General features: G+C 67.7%; 14 protein-coding genes and 1 tRNA gene. 12 read left to right on the forward strand and 3 right to left on the reverse strand.

Annotated features, from left to right (window positions below; translation table 11 throughout):
* Positions 1 to 17: 17 nt before the first annotated feature.
* From C8261_RS13270 to C8261_RS13280, 3 genes are all read left to right on the forward strand, one after another.
* Positions 18 to 102: transfer RNA gene (locus tag C8261_RS13270), tRNA-Leu, on the forward strand.
* Positions 103 to 342: 240 nt separating this feature from the next.
* Complete coding sequence (locus C8261_RS13275) at positions 343 to 2,949, forward strand: sensor histidine kinase (RefSeq protein WP_107494203.1); 2,607 nt, start codon at positions 343 to 345, stop codon at positions 2,947 to 2,949.
* Positions 2,946 to 3,578, forward strand: a complete 633-nt coding sequence (locus C8261_RS13280) for a response regulator (protein WP_107494204.1) — start codon at positions 2,946 to 2,948, stop codon at positions 3,576 to 3,578. The genes C8261_RS13275 and C8261_RS13280 overlap by 4 nt, the downstream gene beginning before the upstream one ends.
* 3 nt (positions 3,579 to 3,581) lie before the next feature.
* Here the strand turns inward: C8261_RS13280 and nhaR are convergent, their stop codons facing one another.
* The gene (gene nhaR / locus C8261_RS13285; protein WP_107494205.1) at positions 3,582 to 4,475 is read right to left on the reverse strand and encodes a transcriptional activator NhaR; all 894 of its coding nucleotides are present in this window, start codon (positions 4,473 to 4,475) and stop codon (positions 3,582 to 3,584) included.
* Positions 4,476 to 4,610: 135 nt separating this feature from the next.
* Between nhaR and C8261_RS13290 the strand changes: the two genes are divergently transcribed.
* From C8261_RS13290 to tilS, 4 genes are all read left to right on the forward strand, one after another.
* Entirely contained in the window at positions 4,611 to 4,943 is a 333-nt protein-coding gene (locus C8261_RS13290; protein ID WP_107494206.1) for an HPF/RaiA family ribosome-associated protein, read from the forward strand.
* 46 nt (positions 4,944 to 4,989) lie between these two features.
* Positions 4,990 to 5,655 carry a Bax inhibitor-1/YccA family protein gene (locus C8261_RS13295; RefSeq protein ID WP_107494207.1) on the forward strand — a complete coding sequence of 222 codons (666 nt, stop codon included), beginning with the start codon at positions 4,990 to 4,992 and terminating at the stop codon, positions 5,653 to 5,655.
* 131 nt (positions 5,656 to 5,786) lie between these two features.
* Positions 5,787 to 6,755, forward strand: a complete 969-nt coding sequence (locus tag C8261_RS13300; protein ID WP_107494208.1) for an acetyl-CoA carboxylase carboxyltransferase subunit alpha — start codon at positions 5,787 to 5,789, stop codon at positions 6,753 to 6,755.
* 7 nt (positions 6,756 to 6,762) lie between these two features.
* Positions 6,763 to 8,094 carry a tRNA lysidine(34) synthetase TilS gene (gene tilS / locus C8261_RS13305; RefSeq protein ID WP_235864922.1) on the forward strand — a complete coding sequence of 444 codons (1,332 nt, stop codon included), beginning with the start codon at positions 6,763 to 6,765 and terminating at the stop codon, positions 8,092 to 8,094.
* Positions 8,095 to 8,150: 56 nt separating this feature from the next.
* Here tilS and C8261_RS13310 read toward each other — a convergent pair whose 3' ends face one another.
* Positions 8,151 to 8,756 carry a response regulator transcription factor gene (locus C8261_RS13310; RefSeq protein WP_107494209.1) on the reverse strand — a complete coding sequence of 202 codons (606 nt, stop codon included), beginning with the start codon at positions 8,754 to 8,756 and terminating at the stop codon, positions 8,151 to 8,153.
* Entirely contained in the window at positions 8,753 to 10,705 is a 1,953-nt protein-coding gene (locus C8261_RS13315) for an ATP-binding protein (RefSeq protein ID WP_107494210.1), read from the reverse strand. Before C8261_RS13315 ends, C8261_RS13310 begins: the two co-directional genes overlap by 4 nt.
* A 116-nt stretch (positions 10,706 to 10,821) precedes the next feature.
* Between C8261_RS13315 and C8261_RS13320 the strand changes: the two genes are divergently transcribed.
* The 5 genes from C8261_RS13320 (at position 10,822) to C8261_RS13340 (ending at position 15,180) form a co-directional block, all read left to right on the forward strand.
* Positions 10,822 to 11,817, forward strand: a complete 996-nt coding sequence (locus C8261_RS13320) for a TRAP transporter substrate-binding protein (protein WP_408003221.1) — start codon at positions 10,822 to 10,824, stop codon at positions 11,815 to 11,817.
* Between the two features lie 53 nt (positions 11,818 to 11,870).
* Positions 11,871 to 12,299, forward strand: a complete 429-nt coding sequence (ndk, locus tag C8261_RS13325; protein WP_107494212.1) for a nucleoside-diphosphate kinase — start codon at positions 11,871 to 11,873, stop codon at positions 12,297 to 12,299.
* Positions 12,300 to 12,365: 66 nt separating this feature from the next.
* Positions 12,366 to 13,484 carry a 23S rRNA (adenine(2503)-C(2))-methyltransferase RlmN gene (rlmN, locus tag C8261_RS13330; protein WP_107494263.1) on the forward strand — a complete coding sequence of 373 codons (1,119 nt, stop codon included), beginning with the start codon at positions 12,366 to 12,368 and terminating at the stop codon, positions 13,482 to 13,484.
* Complete coding sequence (gene pilW / locus C8261_RS13335) at positions 13,484 to 14,302, forward strand: type IV pilus biogenesis/stability protein PilW (RefSeq protein ID WP_107494213.1); 819 nt, start codon at positions 13,484 to 13,486, stop codon at positions 14,300 to 14,302. The genes rlmN and pilW overlap by 1 nt, the downstream gene beginning before the upstream one ends.
* Complete coding sequence (locus C8261_RS13340; RefSeq protein WP_235864923.1) at positions 14,299 to 15,180, forward strand: RodZ domain-containing protein; 882 nt, start codon at positions 14,299 to 14,301, stop codon at positions 15,178 to 15,180. The genes pilW and C8261_RS13340 overlap by 4 nt, the downstream gene beginning before the upstream one ends.
* Positions 15,181 to 15,188: the final 8 nt, after the last annotated feature.

Below are 15,188 nucleotides of genomic sequence, written 5' to 3' on the forward strand. Positions count from 1 at the left end.
AATGCTTGGCTTCCCGTGCCGGGATGGCGGAATCGGTAGACGCAGCGGACTCAAAATCCGCCGCCGCAAGGTGTGTGGGTTCGAGTCCCACTCCCGGCACCAGCAGCCTTGCTGCTGCGCTGGCCTGCCCGCCACTTTGCGCGCGCCACCCTTTTCCGCAGCTTTCGAGCCGGCGGATTCTAGCAGAACTCCGCCTTCTTCCCCGCTGCCTGCGGACGCCGTCACCATCCGCGCGAAGGCGCATGGCTCCTCAATCTGGGGCCTTGTGTGTATAGTTTCCGGGACTCGTATCCATACGTACTGCCCGGTTATGCAAAGTCCATCCCGCGCTGGCGCGTCCTGATGTCCGAAGGTGCGTCCGTCCTCTTTGGCCACAGCCGGCCGCTGATCGAATTCGATCCGCGACGCTGGCCGGAACTGCCGTTCCGGCTGAGCAGCGCACTGGCCCTGTTGTGCCTGGGCGTTGCGCTGCTGGCCGCCTTGCAGCCGCAGCCCTTGCTGCGCTGGCTGCCTTTCACCCAGGATAGTGGCGCCAATACCCTGCTTGCCCTTGCCGCGCTGGCCGCGGCGCTCGCCGTGCGGCAGCGTGGACGTGCGCTGCTGGCGGATTCCCTGCTTACTGCCGCCGCTTTGCTGGCGGTGCTGCCGCTGCTCCAGCATCTTGTCGCCGCGGTACCGGGCGACGGGCCGTGGAGGCTGTTCGTCGATACCCTGCACCAGCCCGGGTTGAACGATTACTGGCCGGGACGCATGTCGGCCTTCGCCTCGCTGCTGCTGCTTCTGGCTGCGGCCTGCATGTACGTGCTCGCACACCTGACCGGCCGGCGCGCGGTGCGGCACTGGATGTTCCTCTACGCGGCGCTGTTCGTGCTGGTGCTGATCGGTTTTGCCGGCGAACTGGTCGGCGTGCCGGTGCTGGTGGAGCCCTGGGGGCAGGGCGACGCAGTGGGCGTGCTGAGTTCCGGCACGCTGCTGGGGCTGGTCTTTGTGCTCTTCCGTGTCGCTGTCGCCGACCGCGCGGTGGGCGAGTATTTCGCCGGGCGCCCCGATCGCAGCGTCTTCGCAGTCAGCGTGTTCGGCCTGCTGGCGATGCTGGTGGTCGGCGGGGTGAGCATTGGCGGGGTGATGGCACCGGTGGGCCTGAGCGGCTATCGTGCCGCGCTCGCCGATGCGCTGCGCACCCACATCCTCCTTGCCGAGTCCGAGATCGGGCGCCTGCAGGGAGTGGCCGACGAGGCGCTGCGGCGCGTCAGGGCCGGGGCGCTGGATTGGTACGTGGTCGACGAATATGGCGCCGCGGCGGTGCGTCCGACGGTTCGCCTCGAGTCGCCGGAGCAGGCCCTGTCCTTGCCCGAGGGCGTCCTGGCGCTGGAACTGGAAGGCGCACGCGGCCTCACCCTGATGCGCCGGGGCGGCTGGCGGCTGGAGGCGCGCCGGGCGGTGGGCGACGGCCGCACGGTGGTGGTCGAACTGCCTTTCCAGCCATTCGACCTGCTCGCCGAACGGGCTGCCGCGCTGGGGCGCAGTGGTGAGCTGGTGGTGTGCGGGCGGGGAGGCGGCGAGGGGCCGGAGTACTGTTTCCCGACCCGCCAGATCGGACAGTCTTTTCCGCGCATGGTCGCCCAGGAGCGCAAGTCGCAGCGCACGCCGATGGGGCGGGCGTTGAGCGGCGAGAGCGGTATTGCCGAAGTGCGCGACTATCGTCAGCGTGAGGTGGTGGCTGCGTTTGCGCCGCTGGGCGGAAGCGGTGCCGGGGCGGTGCTGAAGGTCGACCTCGTCGAGTTGCAGGCGCCGTTGCGCAACGCCCTGTGGGTGGCAATGGCCGGGGTGCTGCTGCTTGCCCTGGCCGGCGGCGTGGTGGTGAATCGCCATGTGCGCCCGCTGATTCAGCAACTTGCCCACACCGAGCGTGCCCTCAACCGCGCGCAGGCGGTGGCGCGCGTCGGCAGCTGGCACAGCGCGGCGGCGAGCGGCCGCATCATCTGGTCGCCGGAGACCTACCGCATCTTCGGTCTGCCGCAGGGCGAGCCGATGAGCCATGAGCGCTTCATGGCCTGTGTACATCCGGACGACCGCGAACAGGTCGCCGCGGCGTGGCGGGCCTCGCTGGACGGTGCGCCTTACGATGTCGAGCACCGCATCCTCGTCGATGGACGCGAGCGCTGGGTGCATGAACGCGCGGAGCTGGAGTTCGATGGCAGCGGCGCGGTGTGCGGCGCTACGGGGACGGTGGAGGATGTCACCGAGCGCAAGGCGCGCGCCGTCGAGCTGCTGGGCTCGCGCCAGAAGCTGCGCGAGCTGGCGGCCCACCACGAGAAGCTGCGCGAGGAAGAGCGCACCCACATTGCCCGCGAGATCCACGACGAGCTCGGCCAGTGCCTGACCGCGCTGCGCACCGATGCGGCGATGCTGCAGCTGCACTTCGGCGAGGGCAATCCGCAGCTGGCGCAGAAGGTCAGCGCGATGAAGCGCCTCATCGACCGCACCATCAAGGTGGTGCGCAGCGTTGCCACCACCCTGCGTCCCGCCGCCCTCGACCTGGGCCTGGAGTCGGCAGCGGAATGGCTGGTAGGGGAGTTCCGGGAGCGCCACTGCATCGACGTCGAGCTGCGCCTGCCAGCCCAGGAACTGGCGCTCGACGACGTGCGTGCGACGGTGGTGTTCCGCATTCTGCAGGAGTCACTGACCAATATTGCCCGCCATGCCGAGGCGACCCGCGTCGAGGTGAACATCGCCGTCGACGAGGAGAGCAGCGTGGTGCTGGAGGTCCGCGACAATGGCCGCGGGTTCGACCCCGCCACCGTGCGTGAGCGCAAGACCTTCGGGCTGATGGGCATCCGCGAGCGCGCCCTGGCGTTTGGTGGTGAGGCGCGTTTCAGCAGCATGCCGGGGGAAGGAATGGTGCTGCGGGTGCGCATCCCGCTGGCGCCGGCGGAGGGCGAGGCGTGATCCGGGTAGTCATCGCGGACGACCAGTCCATCATCCGCCATGGTGTGCGCCAGGTGCTCGCCTTTGCCGGCGATTTCGACATTGTCGGCGAGGCGCGCGACGGCTGGGAGCTGCTCACCCTGCTTGCCGAGTGTGCTGCCGACGTGGTGCTCACCGACATGAGCATGCCGGGGCCGCATGGCGTCGAGCTGCTCAAGCGCATCCGCGATGCCCATCCGCGCCTGCCGGTGCTGGTGCTGAGCATGCACGGCGAGGCGCAGATCACCGCGCGGGCGCTGAAAGCCGGCGCTGCGGGCTATCTGACCAAGGACAGCGAGCCGGAAGTGCTGATTGCCGCGGTACGCAAGGTCGCCGCAGGCGGGCGTTACATCGATCCGCAACTGGCCGAGAAGCTGGTTTTCGAGACTTCGCTCGCCGGCGACCAGTTGCCGCACGAGAGCCTCTCCAACCGCGAGTACGAGGTGCTGGTGCTGATCGCCCGCGGCATCAGCCTCAGTGACATCGCCGGGCAACTCCACCTCTCGCCGAAGACCATCAGCACCCACAAGGCGCGGCTGATGCAGAAACTCAACGTGCACAGCACTGCGGAGCTGGTGCGCTACGCCATCGAGCACGGGCTCGGGGGCTGAACCTCAGCCGTCCCGGGGAGGCATTGCCGCGCGACTGATGGCCTGGGTGGCGGGGTGGCTCAGGCGGCGCTCCACGGCGATGGCGTAGTAAGAGTCGCCAACGCCGGGCAGTTCGCCGATGCAGCGCAGCTCGCCATGGCGGCACAACTGTGCGGAGATCAGCGTCGGTGCAGGAAAGATGCCTGCGCCAGCCTCGCCGAAGGCCTTCATCAGCGCGCTGTCGTCGAATTCGCCGACGATGCGCGGTGTCAGGCGTTGCTCTTCGAGCCAGCGCAGCAGCGGCGCCCGCACCGCCGCCTCGTTGCCGGGCAGCAGCAGTGGTGCCTGCTGCAGGCAGGCAGGGAAATCGCCGGCGAGCGTGTCGGCGAGCGCGGCGGAGGCGAACAGGCTCACCGAGGACTCCGCCAGCTTGTGGCTGTAGCCGCGTACGTCCATGTTTGCCGGCAAGGGGCTGTCGGCGAGGACGACGTCGAGCTTGTGGATGGCGAGGTCGCCGAGCAGGCGTTCGAGCTTGTCCTCGCGGCAGACGATGCGCACCGGTTCAGGCAGTGCCATCGACGGTGCGAGCAGCAGCCAGGCGATGCTCTTCGGTACCACGTCGGCGATGCCGACGCGGAACGGAACCACCCGCCCGGCGGAGCGGCTGAGCAGCGCCTCCTCCAGTTCACTGCCGGTGCGGAATATTTCTTCGGCATAATCGAGTACCATCTGTCCGGTCTCGGTGAGCACCAGCCCGCGGCCCTGACGGCGGAACAGGGTCACCCCGAGGCTGGCTTCCAGTGCGGCGATCTGTCCAGACAGGGTCTGTGGGGCGAGCCCCGAGCGTTCGCTGGCGCGGACGATGCCACCGGCGCGGGCGACGTTCCAGAAGTGGTGAAGCTGCTTGAAATTGAGCATATGACCCCAATGTTCGTAAAAACCGGATGAAGATTCAGTTGAACTCGGATTTTACCGAACAGTCTTAGCCGTAGCATTCGGCATGTCGCAAGTCGTGCATGCCGCTGTCTGCCACAACAGGAGAGGAGAGCTTCCATGCGTATCGATTTGCATTGTGACGGTGTCGAGGCCAACCCCGGGCTGCGCGACTACGTGGCGCGGCGGATGCGTTTCGCAATCGGGCGCTTCCGCGACCACATCCAGTGGGCACGGGTGAAGGTGGCCGACGTGAATGGGCCGAAAGGCGGTGCCGACAAGCGCTGCGTGGTGCAGTTGCGTCTGCGCAACCTTCCCGACGTGATCTTCGCGATCACCGAGCTGGAAGTGCGCGCCGCGGTGGATCGCGCAGCCGATCGCGTGTCGCGCGTACTGGCGCAGCGCGTGCAGCGCCGCCGCCAGGTTCCGCGCCTGGCCCCGGCTTTTGCCTGACCAATTTTGGATTGACAACAAGTTCCCAGCAGGAGGTAGACGTTCCATGGAAAACCGCATCGCCACCATGACCCGGTCCGAGGCTTCCGTCCTCTCGACCAACAAGGTCATCCGCAATACCTACATTCTGCTGTCGATGACGCTGGCCTTCTCGGCGGTCGTGGCCGGTGTGTCGATGGCGCTCGGGCTGCCGCATCCGGGCCTGATCCTGACCCTGATCGGCTACTTCGGCCTGCTTTTCCTGACCACCAAGCTGCGCAACAGCTCTGCCGGCATCCTCGCGGTGTTTGCCCTCACCGGCTTCATGGGCTACACCCTCGGCCCCATCCTCTCGGCCTATCTGTCGCTGCCCAACGGTCACATGATCGTGATGCAGGCGATGGCCGGCACCGCGGCGATCTTCCTCGGCCTGTCGGCCTATGCGCTGACCACCCGCAAGGATTTCTCCTTCATGGGCGGCTTCCTGATGGTCGGCATCCTGGTGGCCTTCCTGGCCGGACTGGGGGCGATCTTCTTCTCCATCCCGGCGCTCTCGCTGGCGGTTTCGGCGATGTTCGTGCTGCTGATGTCCGGTCTCATCCTCTACGAGACCAGCAACATCATCCATGGCGGCGAGACCAACTACATCATGGCCACGGTCACGCTGTACGTCGCCATCTACAACCTCTTCACCAGCCTGCTGCACCTGCTGGGTTTCATGAACAACGACTGAGCGCCATGCGCGTTCGATGCAGGGGCGGCCACGGGCCGCCCTTTTTGCGTCAGGCGGTACGGATGTATCCGCCCCTTCCCGTGGGCAGGGGTGGGGGTACAATACGCGCCTCTCAAGTTTGGACGGGTCAGATGAAGACCATCTTTCTGGATTTTGAACAGTCCCTGGCCGATCTTGCCGCCAAGATCGAGGAACTGCGTTTTGTGCAGGATGACTCCGCGGTCGATATCTCCGAGGAGATCGCCCGTCTGGAGGCCAAGAGCCAGAGCTTGACCAAGGACCTCTACGCCAAGCTGACCCCATGGCAGATCGCCCAGGTCGCCCGTCATCCGCAGCGCCCCTACACGCTGGACTACGCGGAGCTGATCTTCACCGATTTCGAGGAGCTCCACGGCGACCGCGCCTTTGCCGACGACAAGGCCATCGTCGGCGGGCTGGCGCGCTTCAATGGTCAGAGCTGCATGGTCATCGGCCACCAGAAGGGGCGCGACACCAAGGAGAAGATCGCCCGCAACTTCGGCATGCCGCGCCCCGAGGGTTACCGCAAGGCGCTGCGGCTGATGAAGATGGCGGAGAAGTTCGGCCTGCCGGTGTTCACCTTCGTCGATACCCCGGGCGCCTACCCCGGCATCGGTGCCGAGGAGCGTGGCCAGTCCGAGGCCATTGGTCACAATCTCTACGTGATGGCCGAACTCAAGGTGCCTATCGTCACCACCATCATCGGCGAGGGCGGCTCCGGCGGCGCGCTGGCCATCGCGGTGGCGGACCAGGTGCAGATGCTGCAATACGCCACCTACTCGGTGATTTCCCCCGAAGGTTGTGCCTCCATCCTGTGGAAGAGTGCGGAAAAGGCCTCCGAGGCCGCCGAGACCATGGGCATCACCGCGGCGCGGCTGAAGTCCCTGGGACTCATCGACAAGGTGGTCAACGAGCCGGTGGGTGGTGCCCACCGCGATCACCGCGGCATGGCGCAAAGCCTCAAGCGTGCGCTGACCGACTCGCTGCGCCAGCTCGCCGACCTGTCGCCGACGCAACTGCTCGAGCAGCGTTACGAGAAGCTGATGGCCTACGGGCGCTTCAAGGAACAGAAGGTCGCCTGAGGCCGCGGTGACGGCCTTCCCGGTACAGGCGGGCCTGCGCGCCACGGTTGCGGCGCGGCTGGCCGCAGCCGGGCTGGGGAGCGGTGCGCGGCTGTGCTGCGCGCTCAGCGGCGGGGTGGACTCCACCGTGCTCCTGCACGTGCTGGCCGCCCTGCGCGAAGAGCTTGGCTTCACGTTGCTCGCCGCTCACGTCAATCACGGCCTGCACCCGCAGGCCTGGGCCTGGCAGGCGCACTGCGCGCAGTCCTGCGCGCAGCTGGGGGTGGTGCTGAAGGTATTTCAGGTCGAGGTCGCCCGTGACGCGCCCTGCGGGCTGGAGGCGGCGGCCCGTGCGAGCCGCCACGCCGCCTTGCGCAGCGTGGCCTGCGATGCCCTGCTGCTCGCTCACCATCAGGACGATCAGGCGGAGACCGTGCTCTTCCGGCTGTTGCGCGGCAGTGGCGCCCATGGTGCTGCCGGGATGGTGGTTTGGCAGCCGGGTGCGCCCGCCATCCTGCGCCCTTTGCTGGGCGTGCGGCGCGCACAGATCGAGGCGGCCGCGCGCGAAGGCGGACTGCACTGGGTCGAGGATCCGAGCAATGCCAACCCGCGGCATCGCCGCAATGCGCTGCGTCACGAGGTGCTGCCGGCGATGGCGGCGCATTTCCCCGCGGCGGTGCCGGCACTGGCCCGCGCGGCAGAGAACTTCGCCGAGGCGGCGACGCTCATGGATGAGCTTGCCGCTGCCGATGCGCGGCTCTGTGGCGGCCAGATGCTGCAGCGCGATGCCGTGCTGGCCTTGTCGGCGGCCCGTCAGCGCAACCTGCTGCGCTGGCTGGTGCGCGCTGCCGGCGGCCAGGCGCCATCGCGTGCGCGCCTGCTGGAGGTGCAACGCCAGCTCGCCAGCGTGCCGCCGCTGCAGCCCCTGCGTGTCGAACTCGGGGGTTGTGTGTGCTGCTGCTATCGCGGGCAACTGTGGCTGGAAGCCGCTACGCCGCCACCGCCACGGCCGCTGCGCTGGCGCGGCGAGACCGAGTTGCCGTGGTGTGGTGCACTGCTGCGCTGCGAGGCCAGCGTCGGCGAGGGGCTGCGCCTCGACCGCGTGCAGGCGGCAGCGCTGGTGATGGTGCGCGGGCGCTGGCCCGGGCTGAGCATGCGCCTGGCTGCCGGCCGCCCGCAGCGCAGCTTCCGCAAGCTGTGTCAGGACGCCGGCGTGCCGCCATGGCTGCGCGAGCGCCTGCCGGTGCTGATGGCCGACGGCGAGGCGGTGTGGATTGCCGGCATCGGCGTTGCTGCGGCCTGGCAGTGCGAGGACATGCAGCCCGGCCTGCGGTTGAGCTGGGACGGCGTGAGGGAGTAAGGCGCGCCACGGCGAGCGTGCCGGCACCCGCAGCGGGGGTGAGTTCAGAATGCGGGCTAGTAATCCAGCCCGGTGAGCATCTGCGCCAGTTCGACCGCCGAGCGCACGCCCATCTTGTCGAAGATCTTCGCGCGGTGGGCCTCGACGGTGCGCATCGAGATGTTGAGCTCGTCGGCGATGACCTTGTTGAACTTGCCTTCGAGGATCAGCGCCATCACCTCGCGCTCGCGCGCGGTGACCGTGGCCAGGCGTGCGGCGACGGTTTCGCGCCCGGCGGCGGCGCGCTGGCGCTCGGCATCGGCAGCGAGGGCCTTTTCCACCACGTCGATGAGGTCCTTGTCGTTGAAGGGCTTCTCGATGAAGTCGAAGGCGCCTTTCTTGAGCGCGGCCACCGCCATCGGCACGTCGCCATGGCCGGTGATGAAGATCACCGGCAACTCGCAGCGTCGTGCCAGCAGGGCGTCGAAGCAGGCCAGTCCGCTCATTCCCGCCATGCGGATGTCGAGGACGATGCAGCCCTGCCAGGCCGGTTCCCAGGCCGCGAGGAAGTCCTCTGCCGCGGCCCATAGCCGGCAGGGCACGCCGCGGGTGCGGAACTGCCACTCCAGCGCGTCGCGAATGGCGTCGTCGTCGTCGATGATGTGGGCGCAGGGCTCGTTCATGCGGGTTCCAGCGGCAGCGTGAGGGTGAAGATGGTACCCCCATCGGGGCGGGCTTCGAAACCCAGATGGCCATGATGCAGTTCGGCGATCGAGCGGCAGATGTTGAGCCCCATGCCCATGCCCTCGGCCTTGGTGGTGAAGAAGGGTTCGAACAGGCGGGCGGCGGTCTCCGGCGGGATGCCGCTGCCGCGGTCGCTGACCTGCAGCACCGCATTGCTGCCCTCGCGCCGTGTGCTGATGGTGACTTCGCGGCGGGTGGCAGGGGTGTCGCGCATCGCGTCCATGGCATTGCGCACCAGGTTGACGACGATCTGCTCCAGCATCACCGGGTCGGCGTCGAGCGCCGGCAGCCCGCTGAGCCCGGTGTGCACGCGCACCTGGCGCTTGCGGGTGTCGGCTTCGAGCAGTTCGACGGCCTCGCGGATGATCGCATTGAGGTCGACGGCGATGCGCTTGGGTTCCGAGCGCCGCACGAAGTCGTGAACGCGGCGGACGATGTCGCCGGCGCGGCGGGCCTGGCGGGCGATGCGCTGGTGGATGTCGAGCATCTCGGCGCGGTTGCAGTCGCCGCTTTCGAGGCGGTTGATGCAGCCGCTGTTGTAGCTGGCGATGGCGGCCAGCGGCTGGTTCAGCTCGTGGGCCAGGGTGGAGGCCATCTCGCCCATGGTGACCAGCCGCGAGGTGGCCTGCAGGCGCTCTTCCTGCTGGCGGGCGAGTTCCTCGGCGCGTTTCTGCTCGGTGATGTCGAGCACCGAGCCCATCCAGCCGCTGTGGCGGCCTTCGCCGTCGATCAGCGGGGCCTCGAAGATCTGGGCGTCGAGGCGGCTGCCGTCCTTGCGTCGCAGCCGTACCTCCATGCCTTCCGGTGGCGTGCCGCCGGCCATGATGAGTTCGTGCAGTTCCTGGGTGCGTTCGAGGTGTTCGGGATCCCAGTAGGGCATCGGCGGCAGGTGGCCGACGAGCTCCCCGGCGCTATAGCCGACCATCCGGCAGAAGGCCGGATTGACGTAGGTGACGCGGCCGCTGAGGTCGCGGGCGCGCAGACCGGTGAGCAGCGAGTCCTCCATTGCCTTGCGGAAGGTGCTTTCCTTGTGCAGGGCGTGTTCGGCGGCCTGGCGGCGCTGCAGCTGGCGGCGCAGCTGCCAGATGCTCCACACGATGATGCTTCCCAGCATTACCAGCGAGGCGACCAGCAGCAGGGGAATCCAGCGGATCTCGCCGCGGTGCGCGGCGATGTGCAGAACCAGGCCGTGTCCCGGCGGGTCGAAGGCGATACTGTAGTCGTGCCCGCTGGCCGGTGCGCCGACCCCGGACTTGGCCGCCAGCTCCTGTCCGTCGGAGTCGAGCACGCTGACCCGGTAGCGCTCGCTGAACCACCACGGCAACTCGCGTACCACCAGGCTCTGCAGGGAATACACGCCGACGGCGGTGCCGATGAAGGCGCCGTCGCTGTAGATCGGCACATGGACCTCGAAATGGTGGTCGCCGCCGGTAATCGGATAGGCTGGTCCATACACCGGGCGGCCGATCGCGCGGGCGAGGCGGAATATGCTCCGGGCGGGTACGGTGCCGCCGCTCTCGCCGACCAGGTGGTCGTCGCTCGCTGGCGGCTGGGCGCCGCGCATGGTGCCGTCGGCGTCGGTCCAGATGATGCGCGCGAGGCCGCTCTCGGCGCGCAGCAGGTGGCGCAGGCCGGCCTCGGTGGCGACGTCGCCGTGCCGGCCGGCGATCAGTGCGGGGCCGAGCTGGCCGAGTTGGGCGGCGTTGCGGTCGAGATGGAAGCGCAGGTTCTGCTCCATCCACAGCACGTCGCTGATCAGCGTGGTGCGCTGCACTTCCTCGTCGTAGCTGCGGGTCAGCCACACCAGGGTGGCGATGATGGCGAGAATCAGCAGCAGCGCGCCATAGGGCAGCCAGGCGGGGGTGGGAGGGGCGGCAGGCTTGTCCATTGACCGGGCAGGGCGCGTTGGGCCGACATGCAGGGCATCGGCGCGGTAAACTTTACGGGTTGTGATGCCGGTCGCCGGGGGCGGCCGGCCCTGGAGGGTAGAGAGTAATGAAAAAAATGCTGCTGCGGTTCGCCATCTGCGTCGGCCTGGTGCTGTCGCCGGGTGTGCAGGCCGAGCCCATCGTCATCCGCTTCAGTCACGTGGTCGCTCCCGATACGCCGAAAGGCAAGGCGGCGGAGTACTTCAGGGCGCGTGCCGAGGCGCTCACCGAAGGGCGCGTGCGCGTCGAGGTGTATCCCAACAGCACGCTCTACAAGGACCGCGAGGAGCTCGAGGCGCTTCAGCTCGGCGCGGTGGAGATGCTGGCGCCGTCGCTGGCCAAGTTCGCGCCGTTGGGCCTGCGCGAGTTCGAGGTCTTCGATCTGCCTTACATCTTCGATGGCTACGAGGCCTTGCGCCGTGTCACCACCGGGCCGGTGGGGCGCGAACTGCTCGGCCGTCTGGAGGCGCGCGGGATCAGGGGGCTGGCGTTCTGGGACAACGGCTTCAAGTCCTTCTCCGCCAATACGCCGATTCACGGCCCCGACGATCTGCACGGTCTGCGCATGCGCATCCAGTCCTCGCGCGTGCTCGAAGAGCAGATGCTGGCGCTCGGCGCGCTGCCCCAGGTGATGGGCTTTTCCGATGTCTACGATGCCCTGCGCCATGGCGTGGTGGACGGCACGGAGAATCCTCATTCCAATCTGTACACGCAGCGCATGCACGAGGTGCAGGGTCACCTCATCCTCACCGGGCATGGCTATCTGGGCTATGCAGTGATCACCAACAAGCGTTTCTGGGATGCCCTGCCGCGCGACATCCGCCGCCAGCTCGAGCGCGCCATGGACGAGGCCACTGCCTTTGCCAACCGCATCGCCCAGGAAGAGAATGAGCAGGCCCTGGCGGCGGTGCGGGCGGCCGGGCACACAGTCGTCTACGAGCCCGATGCGCGCACCCTGGCAGCCTTCAAGCAGGCCTTGCTGCCCGTGCATCAGCGCATGGAGGAGCGCATTGGCGCCGATCTGATCCGCGCCATCTACCGTGCCACCGGTTTCGATCCGTCACGGATGTAAACACGAAACCTGCTAGAATTTCCCGTTTTGTCAAACCCTCTGTGGAGTCCTCAATGGCCATCGAACGCACCCTTTCCATCATCAAGCCCGACGCCGTCGCCAAGAACGTCATCGGCAAGATCTACCAGCGTTTCGAAGACGCCGGGCTGAAGGTCATCGCTGCCAAGATGGTGCATCTGTCCGAGCAGGAAGCCGGCCAGTTCTACGCCGTGCACAAGGAGCGCCCCTTCTTCAAGGATCTGGTCTCCTTCATGACCTCCGGCCCGGTGATGATCCAGTGCCTGGAAGGCGACAACGCCATTGCCAAGAACCGTGAGCTGATGGGTGCCACCGATCCCAAGAAGGCCGACGCCGGCACCATCCGCGCCGACTTCGCCGAGTCCATCGACGCCAATGCCGTGCACGGCTCCGATGCGCCCGAAACCGCTGCCGTGGAAGTGGCTTTCTTCTTCCCCGGCATGAACGTCTACAGCGGCCGCTGAGCGCCGCAGATGCGGGCCGGTGCCGCGCCGCAGGTGGCGGTGCCGTGCCCGCAATGCAATACCGCAATGGTCAATCTGCTCGATTACGACGTCGACGGCCTCGTCGCCTGGTTTGCCGAACTGGGTGAGAAGCCCTTTCGCGCCCGTCAGGTGATGCGCTGGATGCACCGCGAAGGTTGCGACGACTTCGAGCGCATGACCGATGTCGCCAAGAGCCTGCGCGCCAGGCTGGCGGATACTGCCTGCATCCGCGCCCCGCAGCCGCTGCGTGACTCGGTGTCTGCCGACGGCACGCGCAAGTGGCTGCTCGATGTCGGCAACGGCAACGCGGTGGAAACGGTGTTCATCCCCGAGACCAGCCGCGGCACGCTGTGCGTGTCCTCGCAGGCAGGGTGTGCGCTCGATTGCGCCTTCTGTTCCACCGGCAAGCAGGGTTTCAACCGCAATCTCTCTGCGGCCGAGATCATCGGCCAGCTGTGGCTGGCCAACCGCCTGCTCGGCGCCGCACGCGAGCAGGCCGCCGATCTGGAGGCCGGCGAGGCCGACAATGGCCGCATCATCAGCAATGTGGTGATGATGGGGATGGGCGAGCCGCTGGCCAATTTCGACAACGTCGTTACCGCGCTGCGGCTGATGCTCGACGATCACGCCTACGGCCTGTCGCGCCGCCGTGTCACGGTGTCGACCTCGGGCATCGTGCCGGCGATGGACCGCCTGCGCGATGAATGCCCGGTGGCGCTGGCGGTGTCGCTGCATGCCTCCAACGACGCCTTGCGCGACCGCCTGGTGCCGATCAACCAGAAGTACCCGCTGGCCGAGTTGATGGCGGCCTGCCGGCGTTACCTGGAGCGTGCGCCGCGCGATTTCGTCACCTTCGAGTACGTCATGCTCGACGGCGTGAACGACCGCGACGAGCACGCCCGCGAGCTCATCGCACTGGTCCGCGAGGTGCCGTGCAAGTTCAACCTGATTCCCTTCAACCCTTTCCCGAACGCCGGCTTCGAGCGTTCGCCGGTGGAGCGCATCCGGCGTTTTGCCGGTATGCTCAATGATGCCGGGATTGTCACCACCACCCGCAAGACGCGTGGTGAGGACGTCGATGCGGCCTGCGGGCAACTCGCCGGGCAGGTACTGGACAAGACCCGGCGCACCGTTCGTCTGGTCAATTCGAAGGAGGCTCGCTGATGACCCGCTTTGCCATGCGGCTGCTGCCCGCAGCCCTTTCCCTTCTGGTGGCGGCTTGTGCGACCACGGCACCCGGCGGCGGTGTCAGCAGCGGTGAATTTGCCCCGCAGGCCGCCCGCCCGCTGGCCGACCGCACCCCGACGACGGCTGCCGAGGCCCGTGCCAAGGCGCACGTCGAGCTCGGCATGGCGTATCTGGAGATCGGCCGCTTCGATGTCGCCCTCGACGAGGCGCGGGTGGCGCTCGGCGAAGACGGCAATCATGCTCCGGCCTTCCACCTGATGGGGCTGGTGTACATGTTCGTCGAGGACAACGCCAAGGCCCACGAGAACTTCCAGCGCGCCCTCCGCCTGGCGCCCGGGGATCCCGACTTCAACAACAGCTATGGCTGGTTCCTGTGCACCCAGGGGCGTGAGGTCGAGGGCCTCGAACACCTTGCGGTCGCGGCACGCAACCCTTTCTACCGCACGCCGACACGCCCGTTTACCAACTCCGCCCTGTGCCACTTGCGCATGGGCAACGACGCTGCCGCCGAGCCGCTTTTCCAGCGTGCCGCCGACGTCGATCCGAGTAACGCACAGGCTTTCTTCAATCTTGCCGAGATCGCCTACCGCCGCGGGGATTTCGCCACTGCACGGGTCAACCTGATCCGTCTGCACCAGCAGTCCGAGCCCAGTGCGCAATCGATCTGGCTGGGCCTGCGCACCGAGCGCCATCTCGGCAACCGCGACGCCGAGGCCAGCTATGCCGCGCAATTGCGCAACCGCTTTGCCGATTCGGTGGAATACCAGGCCATGCTGCAGGGGCGTTTCGAGTGAGCGAAGCCAGCCAGTTTCCTCAGGAGGCGTCCGCCGTTGCCGAACAGCCCGGCGTTGGCGAGATGCTGCGCGCCGCCCGTGAGGCGCGTGGGCTGACCGTCGCCAACGTTGCCCAGATGCTCAAGCTCGGCGTGCGCCAGATCGAAGCCATGGAAGCCGGGCGCTTCGACCTGCTGCCCGGCCCGGCCTTCGTGCGTGGTTTCGTGCGCAACTATGCGCGCATCCTCGGCATCGACGCCGCGCCCCTGCAGGCTGCGCTGGGCAATGAACCGCCCGCCGGCAATGTCGAACTGGTGCCGGTGTCGAACGCCGACGGCGAGATGCCCAGCGGTGGTGAAAGCCGGATGTCGTCGACGCCGGTGGCCGTTGTCGCCTTCGGTCTGCTGCTGGTCGTCCTCGTTGGCTGGTACTTCGACTGGTTCCGCACGCCGCAGCCGATCGAAGTCGTTGCACCGCTGGTGGCGGGCGAGGGCGAGCCGCTCTTTGCGCCACCGCTCGATGACGAGCCCGCTGCCGGGCAGGGTGCCGCCGGCGTGATGGTGGAGTCTGTCGAGGCACCGCCGCAGGCCCCGGTCGAGACCGCTGTGCAGCCACCGCCGGCCGTACCGGACACCGCTGCTCCCGCCACGCCTGCCACCGGCATGGCCCGGCTGACCTTCCGCTTCGCCGGCGAGTCGTGGTTCGAGGTGCGCGATGCGGGCGGCGCCCTGCTGGTATCGGCTACCGGTCAGGCCGGACAGGTGCGCACCGTCGACGGCCAGCCGCCCTTCGCCGTGGTGGTGGGCAATGCCCGCGAGGTCCGGCTCGAACGCAACGGCCGCAGCATCGATCTGGTGCCGCATACGCGCGTCAGCGTGGCGCGCCTGAGTGTCGAGTGAAAGGTTCC

It is taken from the genome of Pseudothauera lacus, assembly GCF_003034845.1.
GTDB lineage: Bacteria > Pseudomonadota > Gammaproteobacteria > Burkholderiales > Rhodocyclaceae > Pseudothauera > Pseudothauera lacus.

Excerpts from the sequence above, each read along its gene's own strand:
- C8261_RS13275 (WP_107494203.1), top strand. The coding sequence starts at position 343 with ATGTCCGAAGGTGCGTCCGTCCTCTTTGGCCACAGCCGGCCGCTGATC.
- nhaR (WP_107494205.1), bottom strand. The coding sequence starts at position 4,475 with ATGCTCAATTTCAAGCAGCTTCACCACTTCTGGAACGTCGCCCGCGCC.
- C8261_RS13290 (WP_107494206.1), top strand. The coding sequence starts at position 4,611 with ATGCGTATCGATTTGCATTGTGACGGTGTCGAGGCCAACCCCGGGCTG.
- C8261_RS13295 (WP_107494207.1), top strand. The coding sequence starts at position 4,990 with ATGGAAAACCGCATCGCCACCATGACCCGGTCCGAGGCTTCCGTCCTC.
- C8261_RS13300 (WP_107494208.1), top strand. The coding sequence starts at position 5,787 with ATGAAGACCATCTTTCTGGATTTTGAACAGTCCCTGGCCGATCTTGCC.
- C8261_RS13310 (WP_107494209.1), bottom strand. The coding sequence starts at position 8,756 with ATGAACGAGCCCTGCGCCCACATCATCGACGACGACGACGCCATTCGC.
- C8261_RS13315 (WP_107494210.1), bottom strand. The coding sequence starts at position 10,705 with ATGGACAAGCCTGCCGCCCCTCCCACCCCCGCCTGGCTGCCCTATGGC.
- C8261_RS13320 (WP_408003221.1), top strand. The coding sequence starts at position 10,822 with ATGCTGCTGCGGTTCGCCATCTGCGTCGGCCTGGTGCTGTCGCCGGGT.
- ndk (WP_107494212.1), top strand. The coding sequence starts at position 11,871 with ATGGCCATCGAACGCACCCTTTCCATCATCAAGCCCGACGCCGTCGCC.
- rlmN (WP_107494263.1), top strand. The coding sequence starts at position 12,366 with ATGGTCAATCTGCTCGATTACGACGTCGACGGCCTCGTCGCCTGGTTT.
- pilW (WP_107494213.1), top strand. The coding sequence starts at position 13,484 with ATGACCCGCTTTGCCATGCGGCTGCTGCCCGCAGCCCTTTCCCTTCTG.